The organism is Methylobacterium sp. HMF5984 (genome assembly GCF_045033435.1).
Classification (GTDB): Bacteria; Pseudomonadota; Alphaproteobacteria; order Rhizobiales; family Beijerinckiaceae; genus Methylobacterium.
On record NZ_JBJFLN010000001.1, the window covers coordinates 3,373,482 to 3,396,168 of the forward strand.

The window sequence follows — 22,687 nt, forward strand, 5'->3', positions numbered from 1 at the left end:
CTCAGACCTCCAGCCGGGTGCGGCGGACGAGCGGGCGGGCGAACAGCTCGGCGAGGTCGCCGGCCTGGTCGTAGCCCTGGATCGGCGTGAACAGCAACTCGATCGACCACTTGGTCGCGAGCCCTTCCGCCTCCAGCGGGTTGGCGAGGCCGAGGCCGCAGACCGTCAGGTCGGGCCTCTCGGCCCGGGCCCGGTCCATCTGCGCGTCGAGGCTCTGGCCCTCGACGATGTCCGTGCCGTCGGGCAGCAGGGCGAGGTCTTCCGCGAGGTGCCCGCGGTGCAGGTAGGGCGTCCCGACCTCGCACAGGCCCATGCCCAATTCCCGCGACAGGAACCGGGCGAGCGGCACCTCGAGCTGCGAATCGGGGAAGAAGAACACCCGCTTGCCGGCAAGCGTCTCGCGGTGGTGATCGAGCGCGCGGGCGGCGCGGGCCCGGCCCGGCGCGGTCGCCGCCTCGAAGCGGCCCTCAGGCACCCCCCACGCGTCGGCCGCGGCCCTGAGCCAGCGCGTCGTGCCCTCCACGCCGAGCGGGAACGGGGCCGACAGGCGCTTGGCGCCGCGGGCCTCCAGGGCTTTGGCGGTGTCGGTCAGGAACGGCTGCGCCAGCAGGAACGTTGTGTTCGGGCCGACGGCCGGCAGCGCGCCGGCCCGGCGCGCCGGCAGGAACGCGACGTTCGCGATGCCGAGCTCGGAGAACAGCCGAAGGAACTGGTCTTCGACCACGTCGGCGAGCGCGCCCGCTACCAGCAGCGACGGGGCGGCGTCGGGCGCTTCCCGCGGCATCTCGGGCACCAGGGCCGCGAGGCAGGCATCCTCGCCCTGCGTGAACGTGGTCTCGATGCCGCTGCCGGAATAGCTCAGCACCCGCACGTCCGGCGAGAAGGTGGTCGAGAGCCGCTGCGCCGCGCGGCCGAGATCGAGCTTGATCACCTCGGAGGGGCACGAGCCGACCAGGAACAGCAGCCGGATGTCGGGGCGGCGCTCGATCAGGCGGCGCACCACCCGATCGAGCTCCTCGTTCATGTCGGCGATGCCGGCGAGGTCCCGCTCGTCGATGATCGCGGTGGCGAAGCGCGGCTCGGCGAAGATCATCACCCCGGCGGCCGACTGGATCAGGTGGGCGCAGGTGCGCGAGCCGACGACGAGGAAGAACGCGTCCTGGATCTTGCGGTGCAGCCAGACGATGCCGGTCAGCCCGCAGAACACCGCGCGCTGGCCACGCTCCTGCCGGATCGCCACGTCGCCGCAGCCGGGTTCGGCGGTGGCTGCGACGGTCCTCGGCGGGAGGAAGGGCGCGTTCATCGCGCCACCATCGCGGTGCCGGCGACGGGGCGCGGACGCCGTGGCGCCTGCAGCCGCGCCGCTCGCAGCTTCAGCAGGAATTGCGTCGCGTTGACCGCGTAGGAGGCGTAGGCCGCGAGCGCGAGCCACATGAGGCCGGCCGTGCCGAGGAGCCCGAAGCCGAGGGCGCCGAGATAGGCGGTGTGCAGGGCCAGCACGAGCATGCTGACCACGTCCTCCCAGTAGAAGGCCGGGGCGAACAGGTATCGCCCGAACACCGCCTTCTCCCAGATCGAGCCGGTAACCATGATTGCGTAGAGCAGGAAGGTCTTGGCCAGCACCGAGAGGTTGGCCGCGGCCTCGCCCTCCCCGGTGGACAGCGTCCGCAGGACCAGCCCCAGGCTAACGAGGAACACGAGGAATTGAAGCGGGGCCAGAAGGCCCTGGACCAGGGTCCAGCGGGTCGCGTCGCGCCGGGCGCACTCGGCCGACGTGTAGAGTGGTGGTCGTGCCGTCCGGTCGCTGGGACCCATAGCCTTACCCCATCCCTGCTGCGGCGGGCCGCCTCTCGGGAGGGCGGCTTGGGGGAAGCCTAGAAACCGTGCCAGAAAGTGTCAAGCGCGCTTTACGTCAAAACCGTATGACAATGACGTGGAAGCATTCTTATTCGATTCGACCATTGCCAAGCCGCCTCGAAAGCGTATCGTCTAGGTCAAGTCGTCCCGGAGAGGGCGACGGCACGGGGAATCCTAACCCCGGCCAAGCTATATTTTGAATACAATTAAGCCGTCAGCGACATTGGAGTTGGCCAATGGATGACTTGAGGCGCTCCGAGGGGCGAAACGCCATCCTAGCGCTCGCTCGCGAGATGGCGTCAGCCTGCGAGATCGACCAGCAGGCGCCGCCGCGCCGGCAGCAATTGTCCGATCGCTGGCACGGTCACCTCTCCCGCGTGGTCGAGGCCGAGATCATCCCCCGCCTGATGCTCGCACACCGCATGGAGGCGTCGACGCGCGGCCCGGGGCCGAGAAAGCCGACCGCCGAGGACATCGAGGCCTTCGCCTCCCTCGTGCTGGCGCCGGCCGGCGAGGTGGTGGAGGCGCGCATCGCCGCGCTCGTCGACGACGGCCTCGCCCTCGACAGCCTGCTCCTCGACCTCTTGGCGCCGACCGCGCGGCACCTCGGCGTGCTCTGGGAGGAGGACCTCTGCGACTTCGCCGAGCTGACGATCGCGATGGGCCGCCTGCAGCGGATCATGCACGACCTCGCGCGCCGCTACGGCGGCGAAACAGGAGGGCACCGGGACGGGCACAGCATCCTCCTGAGCCTTTGTCCCGGCGAGACCCACATGTTCGGGCTGTCGATGATCGAGCAGTTCTTTCGCGACGCGGGCTGGGACGTCACGAGCACGGCGCTCGCGCCGGTGGGCGAGATCCTGAACCAGGCGCGGACCGCCTGGTTCGACGTGATCGGCCTGTCGCTCGGCTGCGAGGTGCTTCTGCCGACCCTGACCAAGACCGTCCACGAGCTGCGCCGGGTCTCGTTCAATCCCGGCGTGCGTATCCTCGTCGGCGGCCCGATCTTCGTCGACAATCCGGGGCATATCGAGCGCGTGGGTGCTGATGCCACGGCCACGGATGCGCGTCGTGCTGTGGCCGCCGCCGAGTTCATGCTTGATCTCAGGGCGGGAGCCTGCTGAAAGACCCGATCGACGACTTCACGAAGCGGTGAGACTTGACCAGCTTGGCCACCCACGCTGCGCAGAACCCCTCCGCAGCCCTGAGCAAGACCCTGTCGGCCCTCGGGGGAGAGGCGGCGGGCCTTCTCGTCGCGGCCGCGACCGACCTGTCCCTGGTGGTGGATGCCGACGGCATCATCCGCGACGCGGCCTTCGCCGCCCCGGACCTCGCGGGCCAGGGCTGCGACACGTGGCTCGGGCGGCGCTGGATCGACACCGTCACCGTCGAGAGCCGCCCGAAGATCGACGCGCTGCTGCGCGACGCCGCGCCGGACGGGGTGACGCGCTGGCGGCAGGTCAACCACCCGTCCGTCTCCGGCGACGACCTGCCGATCCGCTACGCCGCGATGCGCTTCGGCACGGACGGCTCGATCATCGCGATCGGCCGCAACCTGCTCGCCATGGCCTCGCTCCAGCGCAAGCTCGTCGAGACGCAGCAGGCGCTGGAGCGCGACTATCTCCGCCTGCGCGGCGCCGAGACCCGCTACCGCATGCTGTTCCAGCTCGGCAGCGAGCCGGTGCTCGTGGTCGACGCGGCCACGCGCCGGGTCACCGAGGTCAACCCCGCCGCGGTCCGGCTCCTCGGGCGCACCGAGAAGCGGATCCTCGGGCTGGACGTGGTCGAGCTGTTCGAGGCGGCGAGCGGGCGCGAGATCGAGCTGCTGTTCTCCGGCCTGCGCGCCACCGGCAAGGCCGAGGATCTCGAGACCCGGCTCGCCGGAAGCCGCGGGCAGGCGCGGATCTCGGCATCGCTGTTCCGGCAGGGCAGCTCGGCGAGCGCGCTGCTGCGGCTGAGCGATTCCGCGATCGGCGACGCCGCGTCGCCCGAGCGGCGCGGCCCGCTCCTCGACGTCATCGAGGGCATTCCCGAAGGGTTCGTCGTCACCGACCTGTCGCGGCGGATCCTCACCGCCAACGGGGCCTTCCTCGACCTCGCCCAGGTCGCGACCGTGGAGCAGGCGCGCGGCGAGCTGATCGACCGCTGGATCGGCCGCGAGGAGACCGAGGCCGCGACCCTGTTCGCGACGCTGGCCGAGCACGGCTCGGTCCGCCACTTCGCCACCGGCCTGCGCGGCCTTCTCGGATCCGTCGAGGAGGTCGAGATCGCCGCCGTCGCCGTGCCGAACGCCCGCCCGCCCTGCCTCGGCTTCACCATTCGCGGCACGCCGCGCCGTGCCGTGGCGACGGCGGTGTCGGGCGGGCACGAGCTGCCGCGCTCGGTCGAGCAGATGACCGAGCTGGTCGGCCGCGTCTCGATGAAGAACCTCGTGCGCGAGACCACCGACCTGATCGAGCGTCTCTGCATCGAGGCGGCGCTGCGGATCACCCGCGACAACCGGGCCTCGGCCGCCGAGATGCTCGGGCTCAGTCGCCAGGGCCTCTACGCCAAGTTGCGCCGCTACGGCATCGGCGATCTCGACGGGCCCGACTATCCCGACGCCTGAGCGCGATCCGCTCGGCCTGCCTCCACCCGCGAATCGCGACGTCCGCCGCCGGAACGATCGTGAATGGACCGTCCGTCGGCGTTCGACCTCGCCCGCTTGGTTTCAGCTTGGCACTACTCCTACCTTCATGTGTCCAAGTTTTCGATCATCTGTCGTGTCATCTCTGCTTGACACTTCGTAGGGCGAGATCCTAGCCTCGCACCATGGCGACACCGGCTCCCAGCGCACTCGTCGAACTGCTCAAGCCGATCACGTGGTTCGCGCCGATGTGGGCCTTCGCCTGCGGCGTGGTCTCGTCGGGGCAATCCACCCACGGGCAATGGCCGGTGATCATGGCCGGCGTCGTGCTCGCCGGGCCGCTGGTCTGCGCCACCAGCCAGGCGGTCAACGACTGGTACGATCGCCACGTCGACGCGATCAACGAGCCGAACCGCCCGATCCCGTCCGGCCGCATGCCCGGCCGCTGGGGGCTCTACGTCGCCGGGGCCTGGACCGGGCTTTCGCTCCTCGTCGCCGCCGCGCTCGGGCCCTGGATCCTCGGCGCGGCGATCTTCGGCCTCGTCCTGGCGTGGCTCTACAGCGCGCCGCCGATGCGCCTGAAGAGCAACGGCTGGTGGGGCAATTCCGCCGTGGCGATCTGCTACGAGGGACTGCCGTGGTTCACCGGTGCCGCCGTGATGGCCGCCACCGTGCCCGACCGCCGCGTCCTGATCGTCGCGGCGCTGTACTCGATCGGCGCCCACGGGATCATGACCTTGAACGATTTCAAGTCGGTGGAGGGCGACACCCTCACCGGCATCCGCTCGCTGCCGGTTCAGCTCGGCATCCCCGGGGCCGCCCGCTTCGCCTGCCTCGTGATGACCGTGCCGCAGGTGGCCGTGATCGCGTTCCTCTACGGCTGGAGCCGGGGGTGGCACGCCGCGATCGTCGCGCTGCTGCTCGTCGGGCAGATCGCGCTGATGCGCCGGCTGCTCGCCGCGCCGCGGGCGAAGGCCGCGTGGTACAACGGCACCGGCACCACCCTCTACGTGCTCGGCATGCTGGTTTCCGCCTTCGCGCTCCGCCCGCTCGTGGGAGCCCCGTGATGGCCGCGCCCGCCTCATCGTCATTCACATCTTCGTTCTCTTGGGCGCAGATCGTCCGTCTCGGCCTCGTCCAGACCGCGCTGGGCTCCGTCGTCGTGCTGATGACCTCGACCATCAACCGGGTGATGGTGGTGGAGCTGGCGCTGCCCGCCATCGTCCCGGGCGCGCTGGTCGCGTTGCACTACGCGGTGCAGGTGCTGCGCCCGCGCTGGGGCTACGGCTCGGATGTCGGCGGCCGCCGCACGCCGTGGATCGTCGGCGGCATGGCCGCCCTGGCGCTCGGCGGCTTCCTCGCCGCGGCGGCGACGGCGCTCGCCGAGACGAACCTCGCCACCGGCCTTTCGCTCGCGATCCTCGCCTTCTTCTCCGTCGGCATCGGCGCGGGCGCGGCGGGAACCTCGCTCCTCGTCCTGCTCGCCACCGGCGTCGAGGATCGGCGCCGGGGTGCCGCCGCCACCATCGTCTGGGTGATGATGATCGCCGGCTTCGCGGTCACGGCGCCGCTGGCCGGGCACTTCCTCGATCCGTTCTCCGGCGCGCGCCTGGTCGCGGTCTCCGGCACCGTCTCGCTCGCGGCGTTCGTCCTCGCGTGCCTGGCCGTGCGCGGGGTCGAGCCAACCGTCGCGCCGGTGCGATCGGAGACCGCCGGCTCTGCGAAGGCGCCGTTCCGGGCGGTGCTCGCCAAGGTCTGGTCCGAGCCGGCCTCGCGCCGCTTCACCGTGTTCATCTTCGTGGCGATGCTGGCCTACAGCGCCCAGGAGCTGATCCTCGAGCCGTTCGCCGGCCTCGTCTTCGCGATGACGCCGGGCACCACCACCAAGCTCGCCGGCCTCCAGCACGGCGGCGTGCTCGCCGGGATGCTGCTGGTCGCGGGTCTCACCATGGGCGTCGGCGGACCCTGGCTCGGCTCGCTCAAGCTCTGGACGGCCTTGGGCTGCGCCGGCTCCGGCGCGATGCTCGTCGGGATCGCGGCCGGCGGCCTCGTCGGGCCGGAGTTTCCATTACGCGCCGTGGTCTTCGGCCTCGGCCTGTTCAACGGCGTCTTCGCGGTCGCCGCGATCGGCTCGATGATGGGGCTCGCGGGCGCCGGCGGCGAGGCCGAGCGCGGCACGCGCATGGGCGTGTGGGGCGCGGCGCAGGGCGTGGCCTTCGGCGCCGGCGGCTTCCTCGGCACCGTCGCGGTCGACCTCGCCCGCCTCGTCACCCCGGAAGCCGTCCACGCCTACGCCGCCGTCTTCCTGGCGGAGGCGCTGCTGTTCGTGCTCGCCACCCTGATCGCGCTGCGGATCGAGCATGCGGGCGCCACCCGCGTGCCGCGCGCGCAACGCCGGGCGGCGCTCGATCTCCGGTTCGAGCCGCGGTTCTAGGGCGTTTTCAGGCGAGGTGGATGCCGGCTCGCGTGAAGGACATCCGACCCGACGACGAGAGAGCGTTTTTTTGATCCGGCGATCTGGGAAGACGCTCCAAGCGCCGCCCGCCGAAACCAACGCCAGGGAGCACAGCATGTCCGAAGCCCCCGAATTCTTCGATTGCGTCGTGGTCGGCGGCGGTCCCGCCGGCGCGACGGCGGCGACCGACCTGGCGCGGATGGGCCGCAGCGTGCTGCTCCTCGACAAGCCGGGGCGGATCAAGCCCTGCGGCGGCGCGATCCCCCCGCGGGCGATCCGCGATTTCGCCATCCCCGACGCGCAGATCGTCGCCCGCATCAAGCTCGCGCGGATGATCGCGCCCTCCGACACGGCCGTCGATATGCCGGTCGGCGACGGCTTCGTCGGCATGGTCGACCGCGAGCATTTCGATCCGTGGTTGCGCGACCGGGCCTCGCTCGCCGGCGCCGACCACCGCCCCGGCACCTACGAACGCATCGTCCGCGACGGTGCCGGCACCACGGTGCATTACCGCGTCGGCGACGCGGCGCGCACGGTGCGGACCAAGCTGGTGATCGGTGCCGACGGGGCCTCGTCCCCGGTCGGCCGGGCCGAGATCCCGGGCCATGCCGGGATGCGCCAGGTCTTCGCCTACCACGAGATCGTCCGGCCGCCGGCCGACGGCAGCGGAGCCTACGCGGCCACGCGCTGCGACGTGTTCTACCAGGGCAAGCACTCGCCCGATTTCTACGCCTGGATCTTCCCGCACGGCGAGACGATCAGCATCGGCACCGGCTCGGCGCGGAAGGGCTTCTCGCTCCGCACCGCGATCCGCAACCTGCGCGAGTCGACGGGGCTGGCGGCGGGCGAGACGGTCCGCCGCGAGGGTGCGCCGCTGCCGCTCAAGCCGCTGAGGAAGTGGGACAACGGCCGCGACGTCCTGCTCACGGGGGATGCCGCCGGCATCGTCGCGCCCGCATCCGGCGAGGGCATCTACTACGCGATGCTCGGCGGCCGGCTCGCCGCTGACGCGGCCGACGCGTTCCTCAGGACGGGCGATGCCCGCGCCCTCGCCCAGGCCCGCCGTCGCTTCATGAAGCTGCACGGGCGGGTGTTCCTGATCCTGCGGATCATGCAGGCGGTCTGGTACCGCAACGACGCCCTGCGCGAGCGCTTCGTCTCGATCTGCCGCGATGAGGACGTGCAGCAGCTCACCTGGGAAAGCTACATGAACAAGGAGCTGGTGCGGAAGAAGCCGATGGCGCACGTGAAGATCTTCTTCAAGGACATGGCGCACCTGTTCCGCTGGGTCTCGCCTTGAGCGAGGTCTGGTTGCCGGCGGCGATAGCCACCCTGTCCGCGCTCGTGGTGGCCCTGGCCGGCGGCGTGCTGACCACCACCGGCCCGTGGTACCGCGCCCTGCGCAACCCGGCCTGGAAGCCGCCGGACTGGGCGTTCGGCCCGGTCTGGGCGACGATCTTCGCGCTCTGCGTCGTCTCCGCCGTGATCGCCTGGAGCGAGGCCGACGAGCCGCAGCGCGTCGTGCTGCTCGCGGCCTACGCCGTGAATGCCATGCTCAACATCGCCTGGAGCGCGCTGTTCTTCCGCGCCGAGCGGCCGGACTGGGCGTTCTTCGAGCTCGTCCTGCTCTGGCTCTCGGTGGCGGCGCTGATCGCCGTCACGCTGCCGGTCTCGGGCGTCGCGGCGGTGCTGCTGGCGCCCTACCTCCTCTGGGTGACGATCGCCGGGTTCCTCAACCGCGCCATCGTGCGGCTCAACGGCCCGTTCGGAGCCGCATGATGGCGGAGTGGTTCGCAACCGGCCGGATCGTCGACGCGATCCTCGTGCTCGTCGCCGCCGAGGCCGCGATGCTGCTCGCGTTCCGGTGGCGGACGGGTCGCGGGCCGGCGCCGGTGCCGCTCCTGTGCAACCTCGTCTCCGGGGCGGCGCTGATGCTGGCCGTGCGTGCGGCCCTGGTCCAGTCGCCCTGGCCGGTCGTCGCCGGCTGGATGGTGGTTTCGCTCGGCGCCCATCTCGGGGACCTCGTGCCGCGCCTGCGCAACCCGGCCGGCCTGACGCTTGGTCGCACCGGCGCCCCTGGCGTGCCAGGAACTTCCGACGCGGCGGCCGCGTTCAACGCGCGGCCGCGAAGCTGAATTATTATGCTTCTCACCTGCCACAACCGGAGATTAGGCATCATGCGTGGCTTCCTCGCTCTGGCCGCGACCTCCGGTTTTCTGCTGGGTTCCAGCCTGCCGATCGCGGCCTTCGCGCAGGAGGCTGCCGGGGGCGCGAGCCAGGATCTGGTGAAGCGCGGCGAGTACCTCGTCAACGCCGGCGATTGCGTCGCCTGCCATACCGGCCCGAGCGGCAAGCGGCTGGCCGGCAACTACGTCCTCAACACGCCGATCGGAAAGATCCGCACCCCCAACCTGACGCCCGACGACGAGACCGGCCTCGGCAAGTGGACGGAAGCGGACTTCGTCAAGGCGATGCACGAGGGCATCGACAACGAGGGGCACTACCTCTACCCGGCCTTCCCTTTCGCCTGGTACACCAAGGTGACGACCGACGACGTCAAGGCGATCTGGGCCTACCTGCGCTCGCTCGAGCCGGTGAAGGAGCCGCGCAAGGACAGCGAGATCCCGTTCCCGTTCAACATCCGCACCGCCCTGATCACCTGGCGCACCGCCTTCTTCACGCCGGGCGAGTGGAAGCCCGATCCGAACGCCACCGCCGAGGTCAACCGCGGCGGCTACCTCGTCGAGGGGCTCGGCCACTGCGGCATGTGCCACAACGAGAATAAGATCGTCGGCAACAGCAGCCTCGCGGGCAAGCTCGGCGGTGGCGTGATCGACGGCTGGTACGCCCCGAACATCACCCCCGACGGCCACCAGGGCATCGGCGCCTGGACCGAGGAGCAGGTGGTGACCTACCTCAAGACCGGCACCGCCCCGGGCGACAAGCCCGGCGTCGCCGCCGGCCCGATGCGCCAGACCATCGAGGAATCGCTCTCGAAGATGACGGACGCCGACCTCAAGGCGATGGTCGCGTATCTCCGGACCTACCAGGCCAAGCAGACCTACAAGTCCAAGGACCTGCAGGCCTACGACACCACCGGCGCGCCGGGCGCGGGCGTCTACCTCAGCTACTGCTCGTCCTGCCACCAGCCCGACGGCAAGGGCGTCGAGGGTGCGATCCCGGCGCTCGCCGGCAACACCTCGGTCCAGTCGGCCGGCCCGGAGACGGTGCTGCGCGTGATCTACGGCGGGCTCGGCGCGCAGAGCGGCTACGCGCCGATGACCGCGATCGGCCAGGGGATGACCGACCAGCAGGTCGCCGACGTCACCGACTACATCCGCAACTCCTGGGGCAACAGCGCTCCCGTCCTGAAGTCCGGCGTCGCCGCGGACGCGCGCAAGGCGACGAGCACCATGCTCGCCGGCAATGCGCCCTGCGCCGAGATCGAGCAGCCGGACGTGGCCAAGGCCGTGGCCGACGCCGGTGCCGCGGAACAGCTGAAGGGCCTCAAGCAGGAGGACTTCATCCCGCGCATCGATGCGCTCCTGCCGAAGATCAAGTCGGTGCTGCCCGCGGGACGGGACGACGACATCGTCAACGGCCTGACCACGGCATTCTGCAAGGCCGCCAAGCCGGAGACCGACGACGTGAAGCTGCCCTGGCACGCGACGATCGGCAGCTTCAGCAACCTCGTCTACAGCCAGCTCAAGCACCCGGAGCGGCAGGCCAGCACGATGCCGGCTCCGGCGATGCCGAAGCCGAACTGAGCCACGGGCAACCGGTCGCGGGCGGCCTGACGAACCAGCGCGCGATTGGCGCGTTGGCCGGCCGCGCCGACGAGGGGATGTCGCGGTGTCGCTCGATTCCGCAATCCCGGTCTTTTCAAAACCATGACGCATCAGACCTGTGACGTGGCCGTCATCGGGGCCGGCACGGCGGGGATCGCCGCGTTCCGTGCCGCCGAGGCGGCGGGCGCCGACGCCGTGCTGATCGAGCGCGGCCCCGGCGGCACCACCTGCGCACGCGTCGGCTGCATGCCTTCGAAGCTGCTCGTCGCGGCCGCGGCGGCGGCCCACGACGCGCGCCGCGCCAGCCTGTTCGGCGTCGCGGTGTCGGGCGTATCGGTCGACGGCCCCGCGGTGATGGCGCGTGTGCGGGCCGAGCGCGACCGCTTCGTCGCCGGGGTGCGCGACGGGCTCGACGCGATCCCGTCGGCCAAGCGGCTCGCCGGCGAGGCGCGGTTCCTCGACGCCCGGACGCTCGCGCTCGGCGACGACCGCCGCGTCGCGTTTCGGGCGGCGGTGATCGCCACGGGATCGAGCCCGAGCATCCCGAAGCCGCTCGCGCCGCTGGGCGACGCCGTCCTGACCACCGACACCGTGTTCGAGCTTCCCGACCTTCCGGCGTCGCTGGCGGTGATCGGCGGAGGGCCCGTCGGCATCGAGATCGCCCAGGCGATGGCGCGCCTCGGCGTGCGCGTCGACCTCTTCGACACCGGGGCGGGCCTGGCCGGCCTGAGCGAGCCCGGCCTTCGGAAGGACGCGGCCGCGATCTTCTCCGACGAGATGGCCTTGCATCTCGGGTCAGAACTCGCCTCGGCCGAGCCCGTCGACGGCGGGGCGCAGCTGACCTGGGCGGAGGCGGACGGCACCCGTCGCACTGGCACCTTCGCCCGGGTGCTCGCAGCCGCCGGCCGGCCGCCCAACGTCCGAGGCCTCGACCTCGCGCAGGCCGGGCTTCGTCTCGACGAGAAGGGCATGCCGGCCTTCGACGCCCGGACCCTGCTCTGTGCGGGGGCGCCCGTGCTGATCGCGGGCGACGCCAACGCCGTGCGACCGGTCCTGCACGAGGCGAGCCGCCAGGGCGGGATCGCCGGGCGGAACGCGTCGGCCCTCGCCGCGGGCCGAGCCCTCGCGGCGCCGGAGCCCTGGCCGGCGCTCGCCATGGTGTTCACCCACCCGCAGGCGGCGAGCATCGGTGCGCCGTTCGATCCCGAGGCGGGCGACGGGCGCGTGGTCGGCGGGATGTCGTTCGACGACCAGGGCCGGGCGCGGGTCGAGGGCGTCAACCGGGGCGGCATCCGGCTCTGGGCGGATCGGGACGGGCGCCTGCTCGGCGGCGAGATGCTCGGGCCGTCCTGCGAGCACCTCGCCCATCTCGTGGCGCACGCGATCGGCGACGGACGGACCGTCGACGACCTTCTGGCGCGGCCGATCTACCATCCCACCGTCGAAGAGGGACTTGCGAGCGCATTGTCCGATCTTATACAACCGCGGAAGGGATGATCGCCGGACGCCGGACGGTCGTGACCGATCCTTCATCTTGCCGCATCGCGGATACCATTGCGCCCGCCCGTCCCACGGGTCATACCGGGCCGCAGATGACGCGGTCCCATTCCTGATGTCCACGATCGTTGCCGCGGGCAATGCGATCGACCTCGACGCCCTGACGGCGGAAGAGCGCGATGGCCTCGATATCGGGGTAATCGGGCTCGACGCCGCCGGGACGATCGTGTCGTTCAGCGAGGGGGCGAGCGCGCTCTCGGGCCTCGCCAGCGCCGCCGTGATCGGCCGCAACTACTTCCGCGAGGTGGTGCCGAGCACCAACGTCCCCGGGTTCTTCGGCCGCTTCCTCGCGGGCACCCGCCGCGGGCACCTCGACGAGAGCTTCGACTTCGTGTTCGGGCGCATGCCGCAGCCCCTGCGCGCCCGCGTGCGGATGCGGAGCGGCAAAGGTGTCACTTGGCTCACGATCACCCCGGTGGAGACCCTCGGCGCGGGCCAGTCGCGCGAGGCGGTGATGGCCGCCATCGGCCGCCGCGTCCGGGCCGAGCCGGTCGATCCCCAGCTCTGCGAGCGCGAGCCGATCCACATCCCGGGCTCGATCCAGCCGAACGCGGTGATGCTGGCGGCCGATGCCGGCACGCTCGAGATCCTGGCCCACAGCACCAACGTCCGCGACGTGCTCAGCCGCGCGCCGGAGCGGATCGCCGGCCTGCCCCTGGCCGAGGTCCTGCCGACCGCCTTCGTCGAGACGATCCGCCAGCGCCTCGCCAGCGCCACCCTCGACGACGGGCGCTCGATCCGCCGCACGCTCAAGCTCGCGGGCGACGACCATGCCAGCTACTACGCCATCGTCCACGCCCATTCCGGCCGGGTCATCGTCGAGCTGGAGCTCGAGCCCGAGCATCCCGAGGACTTCCGGGTCGCGACCCAGACCGATTCGGAACTCGCCGTCACCCGCCTCCGGGCCGCCGAGACGCTGAGCGGGGCCGCCCGCATCGCCGCGCTCGAGGTCCGGGCGCTCACCGGCTTCGAGTGCGTGCTGGTCTACCGCTTCGACGCGGACTGGAACGGCGAGGCGATCGCCGAGGACAAGGTGCCGGATTGGTCGCGCGCCCTGCTCGGGCTGCGGTTCCCGGCCTCCGACATCCCGGCCCAGGCGCGCGCGCTCTACACCAAGGCCAAGAGCCGCTTCGTGATCGATCGCGATTCGGTGCCCGTGCCCCTGGTCGCGGCGCCGGCGGCCGGCAACGGCCCGATCGACCTCACCTTCGCGCAGCACCGCACGCTCTCGCCGATCCACCTGGAGTACCAGCGCAACCTCGGCGTGAACGGCTCGATGTCGATCTCGATCATGGTCGAGGGGCGGCTGTGGGGCCTGATGATCGGCCATCACCGCCACCCGCACTACGTCGCGCCCGAGACCCGCGCCGCCGCGACCGTGCTCACCGACGCCTTTGCCATGCGCGTGCAGGAGATCGAGGCGCGCCGGCTCTGGACCGAGCGCAAGGCCCATCTCGACACCGAAGGACGCCTGGTCCGCGGCCTGACCCGGTCGGACGACTTCGTCGCGGCGCTGACCGGCGGCTCGACCACCCTCCTCGACCTGTTCGGGTCGACCGGCGCGGCGATCGTCTCCGGCGCGCGCGCGACCCTGATCGGCACGACGCCCCCGGACGAGGCCGTCCGCGCGATCGGCGACTGGCTGAAGGAGATCCTGGCGCCGGGCGAGACCACCTATGCCAGCGCCAACTTCTCCGCACAGTGTCCCGCCGCCGCCACGCACCGCGAGATCGCGAGCGGCGTGCTCGCCGCGTTCGTCGACGAATCCCGCGAGAACCTGCTGCTCTGGTTCCGCCCGGAGGTGTCGAGCACGGTGACGTGGAGCGGCGATCCGCGGAAACCGGTGCTCGCCGGCAACGGGCCCGTCGCGGTGCTGCCGCGGCGCTCGTTCGAGCGCTGGGTCGAGGAGCGCACGGGCTTCGCCAGCCCCTGGGCCGACTGGCAGGTGTCGCTGGCCGGCTCCCTCGCCCACGCGGTGGAGGGCGTCGTCCTGCGCCAGCGCCGCAAGATCGACGAGCTCACCGGCCTCCTCGCCGAGAAGGAGCGCCTGCTCGCCCAGAAGGATCTCCTGACCCGCGAGATCGACCATCGGGTGAAGAACTCGTTGCAGATCGTCTCGGCCTTCCTGCAGATGCAGCGGCGTCAGGTCTCCGATCCGGCCGCCCGGCAGGCCTTCGCCGACACCTCCGCCCGGGTGATGAGTGTCGCCCGCGTCCACGACAGCCTGTATCAGGCGGAGAACGTCGAGGAGGTCGACCTCGGCCAGACCATCGAGGCGCTTTGCACCGACCTCGCCGGCATGGCGGGCGGCGGCCATGCCGTCGACCTCACCGCCGAGCCCGGCCTGATGGTGCCCTACCGCAAAGCCGTGGCGCTCTCGCTGATCGCCACCGAGCTCGTCACCAACGCCTTCAAGTACGCCGCCAAGCCTGAGGGCGTCGGCCGCGTGGCGGTCACCGTTTCGGGCCACGGCCCCGGCAGCGTGCGGCTGCGCGTCTGCGACGACGGCGAGGGCCTGCCCGAGGGCTGGTCGGAGACCAAGCCCCGCGCCAACGGCACCGGCGTCGGGCTCGGGATGAAGCTGATCCGGGCGATGCTCGACCAGATCAACGCCCGCCTCGACGTCGACAACGCGCCCGGCGCCTGCTTCACGATCACGGCGTGAGCCTGCACCAGCGGCTGCGCGCCGCCACCGCCTCGTCGCATCAGGGTCTCGAGGACGCGCTCGACTGGCGGGCGCGCGTCGCGACGCTGCCCGGATATCGCGACCTGCTCGCCCGCTTCCATGGATTCCATGCGGCCTATGAGCCGGCGATCGGGCTTGCGCTCGCCGACGAGGCGTTCTGGGGCCCGCGCCGTCGCTTCGCCGCGCTGGCGGCGGACCTCGCCCATCTCGGGATGCCGGACGCCGAGATCGCCACCCTGCCCCGGCCCTCGGCCGTGACGTTCGCGGACGAAGCCGCGGCGATGGGGGCGCTCTACGTGCTCGAAGGCTCCACGCTCGGCGGCCAGGTCATCGGCCGGCACATCGGCGCGGTGCACGGGCTGACGCAGGCGGGCCTCGCCTATTACCGCGCCCATGGCCGGCAGACCGGCGTGATGTGGAACGCCTTCCGCGCCCGGCTCGATTGCCTGTCGGGCGATCCGGAGGCGGAGGCGGCCGCCCTGGCGACCGGCACCGCGACGTTCGACGCGCTTCGGATCTGGCTGTGCGCGCCGGATTCGTCCGCCGCGTGCGGGGCCGGCTGAGGCGCAGGCCGCCTCAGCCCTCGCGATCCCGCCCGAGCAGCCCGTCGACGAAGGCTTCGAGGCCGATCCGCCGCGTGCGCTTGAGGCGCTCGGCGGCCAGGATGCCGCGCAGGGCGTCGAAGGCGTTCTGCAGGTCGTCGTTGACGATGACGTAGTCGTACTCGCTCCAGCGCTGGATCTCGACGCGGGCGTTGGCGAGGCGCTTCTCGATGGTCTCCGGGCTGTCCTCGGCCCGGCGCTCCAGGCGGTGGCGCAGCTCCTCCAGGCTCGGCGGCAGGATGAACACCGTCACCACGTCGTCGGCGAGCTTGGAGCGGACCTGGCGGGTGCCCTGGTAGTCGATGTCGAAGATCATGTCCCGGCCGGCGCTGAGCACCTTCTCCACCGGGCGGCGCGGCGTGCCGTAGAAGTTTCCGTGGACCTCGGCCCATTCGAGCAGGTCGTCGCGGCTGCGCAGGTCGTCGAAGGCCTCGCGCGCGATGAAATGGTAGTGGCGCCCGGCGATCTCGGACGGGCGCCGGGCGCGGGTCGTCACCGAGATCGACAGGTCGAGACCCCAGCCGCCGTCATCGGCGATGGCGCGCGTCAGGGTGGTCTTGCCGGCGCCCGACGGCGAGGACAGGATCAGGATCAGCCCGCGGCGGGCGATCGAGTCCGAGACCGATGGGGAGGGGGCGTCCGTCATCCGCGTGCCCCGGCCGTGTCTCGCGCGCCCATCGCCTCAGTCCCGCTACTCGACGTTCTGAACCTGCTCGCGGAATTGCTCCACCACGGCCTTCAAGTCGAGTCCGATTCGCGACAGCGCCACGTCGTTGGCCTTGGCGCACAGGGTGTTGGCCTCGCGCCCAAGCTCCTGGGCCAGGAAATCGAGGCGCCGCCCGATCGCGCCGCCCGCCGCCAGGAGCTCGGACACCGCTTCGAGGTGGGCGCGCAGGCGGTCGAGCTCCTCGCGGACGTCGGCCTTGGCCGCCATCATCACCGCCTCCTGATGCAGGCGCTCTGGATCGAGGCCGCCGGCGTCCAGCAGGCCCACGACGGAGGCCGCGAGACGGGCGCGGATCGCCTCGGGCTTGCGCGCCGGGCAATCCTCCGCGGCCTGCGTCAGCACGCCCATCCGCGCGACCTGCGCCGCGACGATCTCCGCGAGCGCCCGGCCCTCGGCGCGGCGGGCCTCGACGAGGTCGGCTACCAGCTGCACGACGCCCTCCGCGAGGTCGCGCGCCAGCGCGTCCGGCTCGGTGGCGGCCTCGTCCTCGGCCTCGACGACGCCGCGGATCGACAGCAGCCCGTCCATCGTCGCGGGCGCGATCCCCTCCGGAACCGGCACGCGGGCGACGGCCTCGGCGAGCCGCGCCAGCAGCGCCTCGTCGATCCGCACCCGCGCCTTGCTCTCCGGCTTCGTCAGGTTGAGCGAGAGCTGGCACTGGCCGCGGGCGAGCGTCTTCTGCAGGGCGGTGCGCGCGACCTCGCCGACGGAATCGTATCCGTTCGGCACCCGGAGCCGCACGTCGAGCCCGCGGCCGTTGACGCTGCGGACCTCCCAGGCCCACTGCACCGGCCCGGTTGTGCCGGCGGCCCGGGCGAACCCGGTCATGCTCGCGATCATGGTCTTGCGATGCCCTGCGTTGCGGCGCCGAGGTTTCGTCGTGCGGGACGCCTAAACGAAGGCGTTCACCTCCACCGTGAACCCGCCCGGCGCCTGGAAATAGAACGTCACCCGCCCGTGCTCCTCGCGCGGGGTCTCCGGGGCGAAGCCGCCTTCGGTCAGCCGTGCGTGGATCGCGTGGACCTGCTCCACCCGCTCCTGGATGAAGCCGATGTGGAAGATCTTGGGGTAGGTCGCATCCTTCACGCGGAACAGGCTGAGGATGCCGCCGCCGTCGTCGGCGAGGAAGGCCATCTTGTCGTTCACCGGCATCGCGGTGCGGCGCAGCCCGAAATAGGTCTCGAACATCGCGACCGTGGCCGGGACCTCGGTGACGCCGAGGTTGACGTGGTTCAGGTGCATCGGCTCGTCCTGATGGCGCGTGCGAGCGGCGCCGCAGCGCCGGGGACGATCACGGTTGCTTCAGCACCGGCACGGTCTTGGGCGAGCCGAGGTCGTAGGTCTTGTTCTTCAGCGGATCGAGCTTGGTGCCCTCCGAGGCGTCGAAGGCCTTCGGCCGCGGCCCGCCCGCCCCGACGGTCGCCCCGTCCAGCGCGTAGGCGTTCGTCGGCGGGGCGAAGGCCGAGGCCCGGTTCGGCACCGCGGCGGGATCGGCGGCCGGCTCGGCCTTGTCGACGCCGGCGGCATCCGGCGTCGTGGCCAGGCGGGCCTTCTCGACTTGGCGCCAGCGCGCGACGTTCTTCTGGTGGCCGTCGAGGCTCTCGGCGAAGGCGTGCCCGCCGGTGCCGTCGGCGACGAAGAACAGGTCCTTGGTCCGCGACGGATTGGCGACCGCCTCCAGGGCGGCGCGGCCGGGATTGGCGATCGGGCCGGGCGGCAGGCCCTCGATCACGTAGGTGTTGTAGGGCGTCGCCCGGTCGATCTCGGAGCGCTGGATGCCGCGCCCGAGGGTGCCGCGCCCGCCGACCAGCCCGTAGACGATGGTCGGGTCCGATTGCAGCTTCATCCGCTTGTTCAGGCGGTTGACGAACACGCCGGCCACCCGCGGCCGCTCGTCGGCGCGCCCGGTCTCCTTCTCGACGATCGAGGCCAGCGTCACCATCTCGGCCGGCGTCCGCACCGGCACGTCGGCGCTGCGGCGCAGCCAGATGTCGTTGAGGACCTTGCGCTGCTTCTCGCGCATCAGGTTGACGATCTGCTGACGGCTCGCGCCGCGCTCGAACTTGTAGGTGTCGGGCAGCAGCGAGCCCTCGGGCGGGATCTCGCCGACCTCGCCGGTGAGCACGTCGTTCTCGTTGAGGCGCATCACGATCTGCTCGGAGGTGAGCCCCTCGGGGAAGGTGATCGCGTGCTGGACCTGCCGGCCCGTGGTCACGGTGTCGATCGCATCGCTGATGCTGGCATGGGCCTTGAAGGTGTACTCGCCGGCCTTCAGCGGCGGGCGCCCGCCGAAGCGGGCGGCGAACTCGAACAGCCCGACATGGTCGATCACGCCTTCGCGCTTCAGGATCTCGGCGATCTCGCCGGTGCCGCTGCGGGACGGGATCACGACCACCTTGTCGGCGGCGAGCGGGCCGGGCTCCTGCACCTGCCGCTGGAACAGCGTCAGCCCGAGCATCACGGCGATGGCGATCACCACCGCGAAGGTGAGCAGCCCGCTGATGGTGGCGAGGAGCCCGCCGCGGCGGCGCTCGGGCCGCTCGGGCGGCGGCGGGGCCGCGGTCGGCTTGATCGCCTCGTTCGGCGAGCGGGGGGAGAGGCGCTGCGGCTGGGCCGGCTCGTCGAAGGTGAGCGGCTGCGGCGGCACGTGCGTCTGGCGTCGACGGAAGAACATCGGGATCCTGCTCGGGCTCGCGCCGGCGACGAGGGCGGTGCCGGGCGCGCATGCGCGACGGGGCGGCGATCACGAAGGATCGCCGCAGGGTACCGGAAACTACGCCGGTTTGTGGCGAAATTGCCGTTGCGCGCTGCACGCAGCCCCGCTGGTCGACAGACAAGTCGATCCGGTCAGCGCAGTTTCGGGGGCGTCGGCGCGATCCGCGTCCCAGAAGGCTGGCAGGTCGCGCAGAAGAAGGTCGAGCGGCCGGATTGCACGATCCGGCCGACGGTCCCGCCGCAGCCCTTGGTGCGGCAGGCCTCGCCGACCCGGTCGTAGACGCGGAACGCCTGCTGGAAGGCGCCCGACGTGCCGTCGGTGTGGGCGTAGTCGCGCAGCGTCGAGCCGCCGGCGGCGACCGCCTCGGTGAGCACCTCGCCGATCACCCTGGCCAGCAGCCGGGCCTTCGGCGTCGGCGCGCCGTCGGCCTTTGCCAGCGTGCCCGCGGCGGCCTCGGGGTGGAGGCCGGCCCGGTGCAGAGCCTCGCAGACGTAGATGTTGCCCAGGCCCGCGATCAGGCGCTGGTCGAGGAGCGCGGCCTTCAGCGGCGTGATCTTGTGGCGAAAGAGCCGCGCGATGGTCTCGGCCGTCAGATCCGCGCTCAGGGGCTCGATGCCCATGCCGGCGAAGTGCCGGCACGCGGCGAGCGTGTCGGTGGGCACGAGGTCCATGAAGCCGAAGCGGCGGGCGTCGTTGTAGGTGACGGTGGCGCCGTTCCCCATCGCCATCACCACGTGGTCGTGCTTGGGCGTGCCGAGCGCCCCGTCGAGGTAGAAGTCGCCGGGCGACGTGTTGCTGCCGTCGGGCATCGCCACGTCGAAGCGGCCGCTCATGCCGAGATGCATGATCAGCGTCTCGCCCGAATCGAGGCCGGCCGTGAGGTACTTCGCCCGCCGCGCGAGGCCGGTGACCCGGCGCCCCTCCAGGCGCGCGCAGAAGCGCTCGGGGAACGGGAAGCGCAGGTTCGGGCGGCGCAGGGTGACGCGGCTGAAGGTGGCCCCGACCATCGCCGGCGCGAGGCCGCGCCGCACCGTCTCGACCTCTGGAAGCTCGGGCATCGTCCTGTGGCCGTCCCTCGGCAAATCGGATGGTGGAAGGCGGATCGTGGAGGCCGGGTATCGGCCCGGGCCGCCGCCGCCGCAATCCCGGCCGACGGGCGAGGCTTCGCCGCCCACGGCCGGCCGTCCCCACCGCGTCTTACGACGCATGGCGGATCGCGTCCGGCTTCGCTATGAGGCGCGAGGGCGCAGACGGGCAGGACTTCATGACGGTGGCGGACGAGACGACGGGCGCGCGGGACGGCACGACGGGGGCGCAGGAGACCGATTTCGGCTTCGAGCGTGTGGCCCTGGCCGAGAAGCAGGCGCGCGTCGACGACGTGTTCCGCTCGGTCGCCAAGCGCTACGACCTGATGAACGACCTGATGTCCGGCGGCCTGCACCGGGCCTGGAAGGCGCAGCTCATCGCGATGCTGCGCCCGTCGCGCACGCGGCCGTTCCGCCATCTCGACGTGGCCGGCGGCACCGGCGACGTCGCCTTCCGCGTCCTCGAGGCCGGCGGCCCGCAGGCCTCGGTCACCGTGCTTGACATCAACGAGGCGATGCTGCGGGTCGGCGCCGAGCGCGCCGGGGCGCGCTTCGACGGGCGCATCGACTTCGTCACCGGTAACGCCGAGGCCTTGCCCCTGCCGGACGCGACCTTCGACGCCTACACCATCGCCTTCGGCATCCGGAACGTGCCACGGATCGAGCTGGCCCTGCAGGAGGCCCGCCGCGTGCTGAAGCCCGGCGGCCGCTTCCTGTGCCTGGAATTCTCCAAGGTCGACCTGCCGGTGCTCGACAAGATCTACGACGCCTACTCCTTCCACGTGATCCCGCGGCTCGGCGCGCGGGTCGCGGGCGACGCGGAATCCTACCGCTACCTCGTGGAATCGATCCGGAAGTTCCCCTCCCCCGGGCTGTTCGCCGGGATGATCGAGCAGGCCGGCTTCCGCCACGTCACGCACCGGCCGCTCTCGGGCGGCATCGTCGCGATCCATTCCGGCTGGAAGGTCTCGTGACCGACCCGAGCCGCCGGGCGGCGCGATGATCGCCGCCGCGGTCAACCTCTTCCGCGGGGCCCATGTCGGCTTCGTGCTGGCGCGCGAGGGCGCGCTGGCGCTCGTCGACGCCTCCGAGCTGCCGCCGCACCTGCGGCTCGGGCTGCGGATCGTCCGGTTGCTGGAGCGGCCGGGCCTCGGCACCGGCGCGGCCCGGCTCTCGGCCGGCCTGACCCGGCTCGGCCCGTCCTACGTCAAGTTCGGGCAGTTCCTCGCCACCCGCCCCGACATAGTCGGGATGACCGCGGCCCGCGACCTCGAGATGCTGCAGGACCGGGTGCCGCCCTTCCCGCAGGCGGTGGCCGTGAAGGTGGTCGAGGCCGCCTTCGGCAAGCCGATCTCCGCCCTGTTCGTCGCCTTCGGCGAGCCGGTGGCCGCGGCCTCGATCGCGCAGGTCCACAAGGCGGTGGTCCACGATGCCGACGGCACCCAGCGCACGCTCGCCGTGAAGATCATGCGGCCGGGCGTGCGCGAGCGCTTCCAGCGCGACGTGGAGGTGATGCGCCTCCTCGCGCGCATCGTCCACGTGCTGTCTCCGCAAGCCGAGCGCCTGCGCCCGCGCGACGTGGTCGAGATCCTGGCCCGCTCCGTGACCATGGAGATGGACTTCCGGCTCGAGGCCGCCGCCGCCTCGGAGCTCGCGCAGAATACCGCGGAGGACGACGATTTTCGCGTGCCGCGGCCCGAATGGGAGCTGATCGCCCGCGACGTGCTCAGCTGCGAATGGATCGACGGCACCCGCCTCCACAGCGCCGCCGCGCTTCGGGAAGCCGGCCACGACCCGCACGCGATCGGGCGCACGGTGATCCAGAGCTTCCTGCGCCAGGCGATCCGCGACGGGTTCTTCCACGCCGACATGCACCAGGGGAACCTGTTCGTGGACGCCGCCGGCAAGCTCGTCGCGGTGGATTTCGGCATCATGGGCCGGCTCGGGCGCAAGGAACGGCGGTTCCTCGCCGAGATCCTGCTCGGCTTCATCATGCGCGACTACCGCCGCGTGGCGCAGGTCCACTTCGAGGCGGGCTACGTGCCGGCGCACCACTCGGTCGACGACTTCGCCCAGGCGATCCGCGCCATCGGCGAGCCGATCCACCAGCGCCGCGCCGACGAGATCTCGATGGCGAAGGTGCTGACGCTGCTGTTCGACATCACCGCCCTGTTCGACATGAGCACGCGCACCGAGCTGGTGATGCTGCAGAAGACCATGGTGGTGGTGGAAGGCGTCGCCCGCAGCCTCGATCCCAAGCTCGACATGTGGACCTCGGCCGAGCCGGTGGTCCGCAGCTGGATCACCCGCAACCTCGGCCCGGCCGGGCGCCTGGAAGGGGCGGCCCACGCCGCGCGCACCCTCACCGACATCGTCGCCGACGTGCCGGACCTCGCCCTGCGGCTCCGGCGCCTGATCGTCCATGCCGACGAGGCGGGCACGGGCGACGCACGCCGCCTGGAGCGCATCGCCCGCAACGAGCGCCGCAACGCGCTGTGGCAGACGCTGGCCCTGTGGGCGATCGCGGCGGGCGTGCTGGTGGCGGCCTTGCGATAGGCCGGGACGGCGAAGCCGCCCGTTTCGGAGCG

At 71.7% G+C, this 22,687-nt stretch carries 20 protein-coding genes; 13 read left to right on the forward strand and 7 right to left on the reverse strand.

What is annotated here, in order from left to right; genetic code table 11:
* Position 1: 1 nt before the first annotated feature.
* Both ACFZ8E_RS16340 and bchF read right to left on the reverse strand, forming a co-directional pair.
* Positions 2 to 1,303, reverse strand: coding sequence for a ferredoxin:protochlorophyllide reductase (ATP-dependent) subunit N (locus ACFZ8E_RS16340; protein ID WP_405043261.1), 1,302 nt, complete (start codon positions 1,301 to 1,303; stop codon positions 2 to 4).
* Entirely contained in the window at positions 1,300 to 1,815 is a 516-nt protein-coding gene (bchF, locus tag ACFZ8E_RS16345; protein WP_243946958.1) for a 2-vinyl bacteriochlorophyllide hydratase, read from the reverse strand. Before bchF ends, ACFZ8E_RS16340 begins: the two co-directional genes overlap by 4 nt.
* A gap of 278 nt (positions 1,816 to 2,093) precedes the next feature.
* On the opposite strand from bchF, the gene ACFZ8E_RS16350 reads away from it, so the two are divergent.
* The 11 genes from ACFZ8E_RS16350 (at position 2,094) to ACFZ8E_RS16400 (ending at position 15,532) form a co-directional block, all read left to right on the forward strand.
* Positions 2,094 to 2,981, forward strand: coding sequence for a B12-binding domain-containing protein (locus ACFZ8E_RS16350; RefSeq protein ID WP_243933281.1), 888 nt, complete (start codon positions 2,094 to 2,096; stop codon positions 2,979 to 2,981).
* Between the two features lie 35 nt (positions 2,982 to 3,016).
* Complete coding sequence (gene ppsR, locus ACFZ8E_RS16355; RefSeq protein WP_243946955.1) at positions 3,017 to 4,465, forward strand: transcriptional regulator PpsR; 1,449 nt, start codon at positions 3,017 to 3,019, stop codon at positions 4,463 to 4,465.
* A gap of 203 nt (positions 4,466 to 4,668) precedes the next feature.
* Positions 4,669 to 5,550 carry a chlorophyll synthase ChlG gene (gene chlG, locus ACFZ8E_RS16360; RefSeq protein ID WP_147728498.1) on the forward strand — a complete coding sequence of 294 codons (882 nt, stop codon included), beginning with the start codon at positions 4,669 to 4,671 and terminating at the stop codon, positions 5,548 to 5,550.
* Positions 5,550 to 6,917, forward strand: a complete 1,368-nt coding sequence (locus ACFZ8E_RS16365) for a BCD family MFS transporter (RefSeq protein WP_243946948.1) — start codon at positions 5,550 to 5,552, stop codon at positions 6,915 to 6,917. Before chlG ends, ACFZ8E_RS16365 begins: the two co-directional genes overlap by 1 nt.
* A gap of 136 nt (positions 6,918 to 7,053) precedes the next feature.
* Entirely contained in the window at positions 7,054 to 8,238 is a 1,185-nt protein-coding gene (locus ACFZ8E_RS16370; RefSeq protein WP_405043262.1) for a geranylgeranyl diphosphate reductase, read from the forward strand.
* Positions 8,235 to 8,717: a TspO/MBR family protein gene (locus ACFZ8E_RS16375; protein ID WP_405043263.1), complete on the forward strand. Its 483-nt coding sequence runs from the start codon at positions 8,235 to 8,237 to the stop codon at positions 8,715 to 8,717. The genes ACFZ8E_RS16370 and ACFZ8E_RS16375 overlap by 4 nt, the downstream gene beginning before the upstream one ends.
* Positions 8,717 to 9,073, forward strand: coding sequence for a hypothetical protein (locus ACFZ8E_RS16380; RefSeq protein WP_405044394.1), 357 nt, complete (start codon positions 8,717 to 8,719; stop codon positions 9,071 to 9,073). Before ACFZ8E_RS16375 ends, ACFZ8E_RS16380 begins: the two co-directional genes overlap by 1 nt.
* A gap of 42 nt (positions 9,074 to 9,115) precedes the next feature.
* Positions 9,116 to 10,705 carry a c-type cytochrome gene (locus ACFZ8E_RS16385; protein WP_405043264.1) on the forward strand — a complete coding sequence of 530 codons (1,590 nt, stop codon included), beginning with the start codon at positions 9,116 to 9,118 and terminating at the stop codon, positions 10,703 to 10,705.
* A 123-nt stretch (positions 10,706 to 10,828) separates the two neighbouring features.
* A complete protein-coding gene (locus ACFZ8E_RS16390; protein WP_405043265.1) occupies positions 10,829 to 12,223 on the forward strand; it encodes a dihydrolipoyl dehydrogenase in 1,395 nt (464 codons plus the stop codon).
* Positions 12,224 to 12,338: 115 nt separating this feature from the next.
* The gene (locus ACFZ8E_RS16395) at positions 12,339 to 14,948 is read left to right on the forward strand and encodes a histidine kinase dimerization/phosphoacceptor domain -containing protein (RefSeq protein WP_405043266.1); all 2,610 of its coding nucleotides are present in this window, start codon (positions 12,339 to 12,341) and stop codon (positions 14,946 to 14,948) included.
* Positions 14,945 to 15,532 (forward strand): biliverdin-producing heme oxygenase, encoded by a 588-nt coding sequence (locus ACFZ8E_RS16400; protein ID WP_244031363.1) that lies wholly within the window; start codon positions 14,945 to 14,947, stop codon positions 15,530 to 15,532. Before ACFZ8E_RS16395 ends, ACFZ8E_RS16400 begins: the two co-directional genes overlap by 4 nt.
* 13 nt (positions 15,533 to 15,545) lie before the next feature.
* Here the strand turns inward: ACFZ8E_RS16400 and gmk are convergent, their stop codons facing one another.
* The 5 genes from gmk to mutM all read right to left on the reverse strand — a co-directional run bounded on the left by gmk (position 15,546) and on the right by mutM (position 20,072).
* Positions 15,546 to 16,217, reverse strand: coding sequence for a guanylate kinase (gene gmk, locus ACFZ8E_RS16405; RefSeq protein ID WP_147728705.1), 672 nt, complete (start codon positions 16,215 to 16,217; stop codon positions 15,546 to 15,548).
* Between the two features lie 45 nt (positions 16,218 to 16,262).
* The gene (locus ACFZ8E_RS16410; protein ID WP_405043267.1) at positions 16,263 to 17,126 is read right to left on the reverse strand and encodes a YicC/YloC family endoribonuclease; all 864 of its coding nucleotides are present in this window, start codon (positions 17,124 to 17,126) and stop codon (positions 16,263 to 16,265) included.
* A gap of 63 nt (positions 17,127 to 17,189) precedes the next feature.
* Entirely contained in the window at positions 17,190 to 17,540 is a 351-nt protein-coding gene (locus ACFZ8E_RS16415) for a VOC family protein (RefSeq protein ID WP_243932084.1), read from the reverse strand.
* A 49-nt stretch (positions 17,541 to 17,589) separates the two neighbouring features.
* Complete coding sequence (mltG, locus tag ACFZ8E_RS16420) at positions 17,590 to 18,972, reverse strand: endolytic transglycosylase MltG (protein WP_243985348.1); 1,383 nt, start codon at positions 18,970 to 18,972, stop codon at positions 17,590 to 17,592.
* A 173-nt stretch (positions 18,973 to 19,145) separates the two neighbouring features.
* The gene (gene mutM / locus ACFZ8E_RS16425; RefSeq protein ID WP_243933267.1) at positions 19,146 to 20,072 is read right to left on the reverse strand and encodes a bifunctional DNA-formamidopyrimidine glycosylase/DNA-(apurinic or apyrimidinic site) lyase; all 927 of its coding nucleotides are present in this window, start codon (positions 20,070 to 20,072) and stop codon (positions 19,146 to 19,148) included.
* Positions 20,073 to 20,278: 206 nt separating this feature from the next.
* On the opposite strand from mutM, the gene ubiE reads away from it, so the two are divergent.
* Entirely contained in the window at positions 20,279 to 21,073 is a 795-nt protein-coding gene (gene ubiE, locus ACFZ8E_RS16430; protein WP_405044395.1) for a bifunctional demethylmenaquinone methyltransferase/2-methoxy-6-polyprenyl-1,4-benzoquinol methylase UbiE, read from the forward strand.
* Between the two features lie 25 nt (positions 21,074 to 21,098).
* Positions 21,099 to 22,655, forward strand: a complete 1,557-nt coding sequence (gene ubiB / locus ACFZ8E_RS16435; RefSeq protein ID WP_243932086.1) for a 2-polyprenylphenol 6-hydroxylase — start codon at positions 21,099 to 21,101, stop codon at positions 22,653 to 22,655.
* The last annotated feature ends 32 nt before the right edge of the window (positions 22,656 to 22,687 follow it).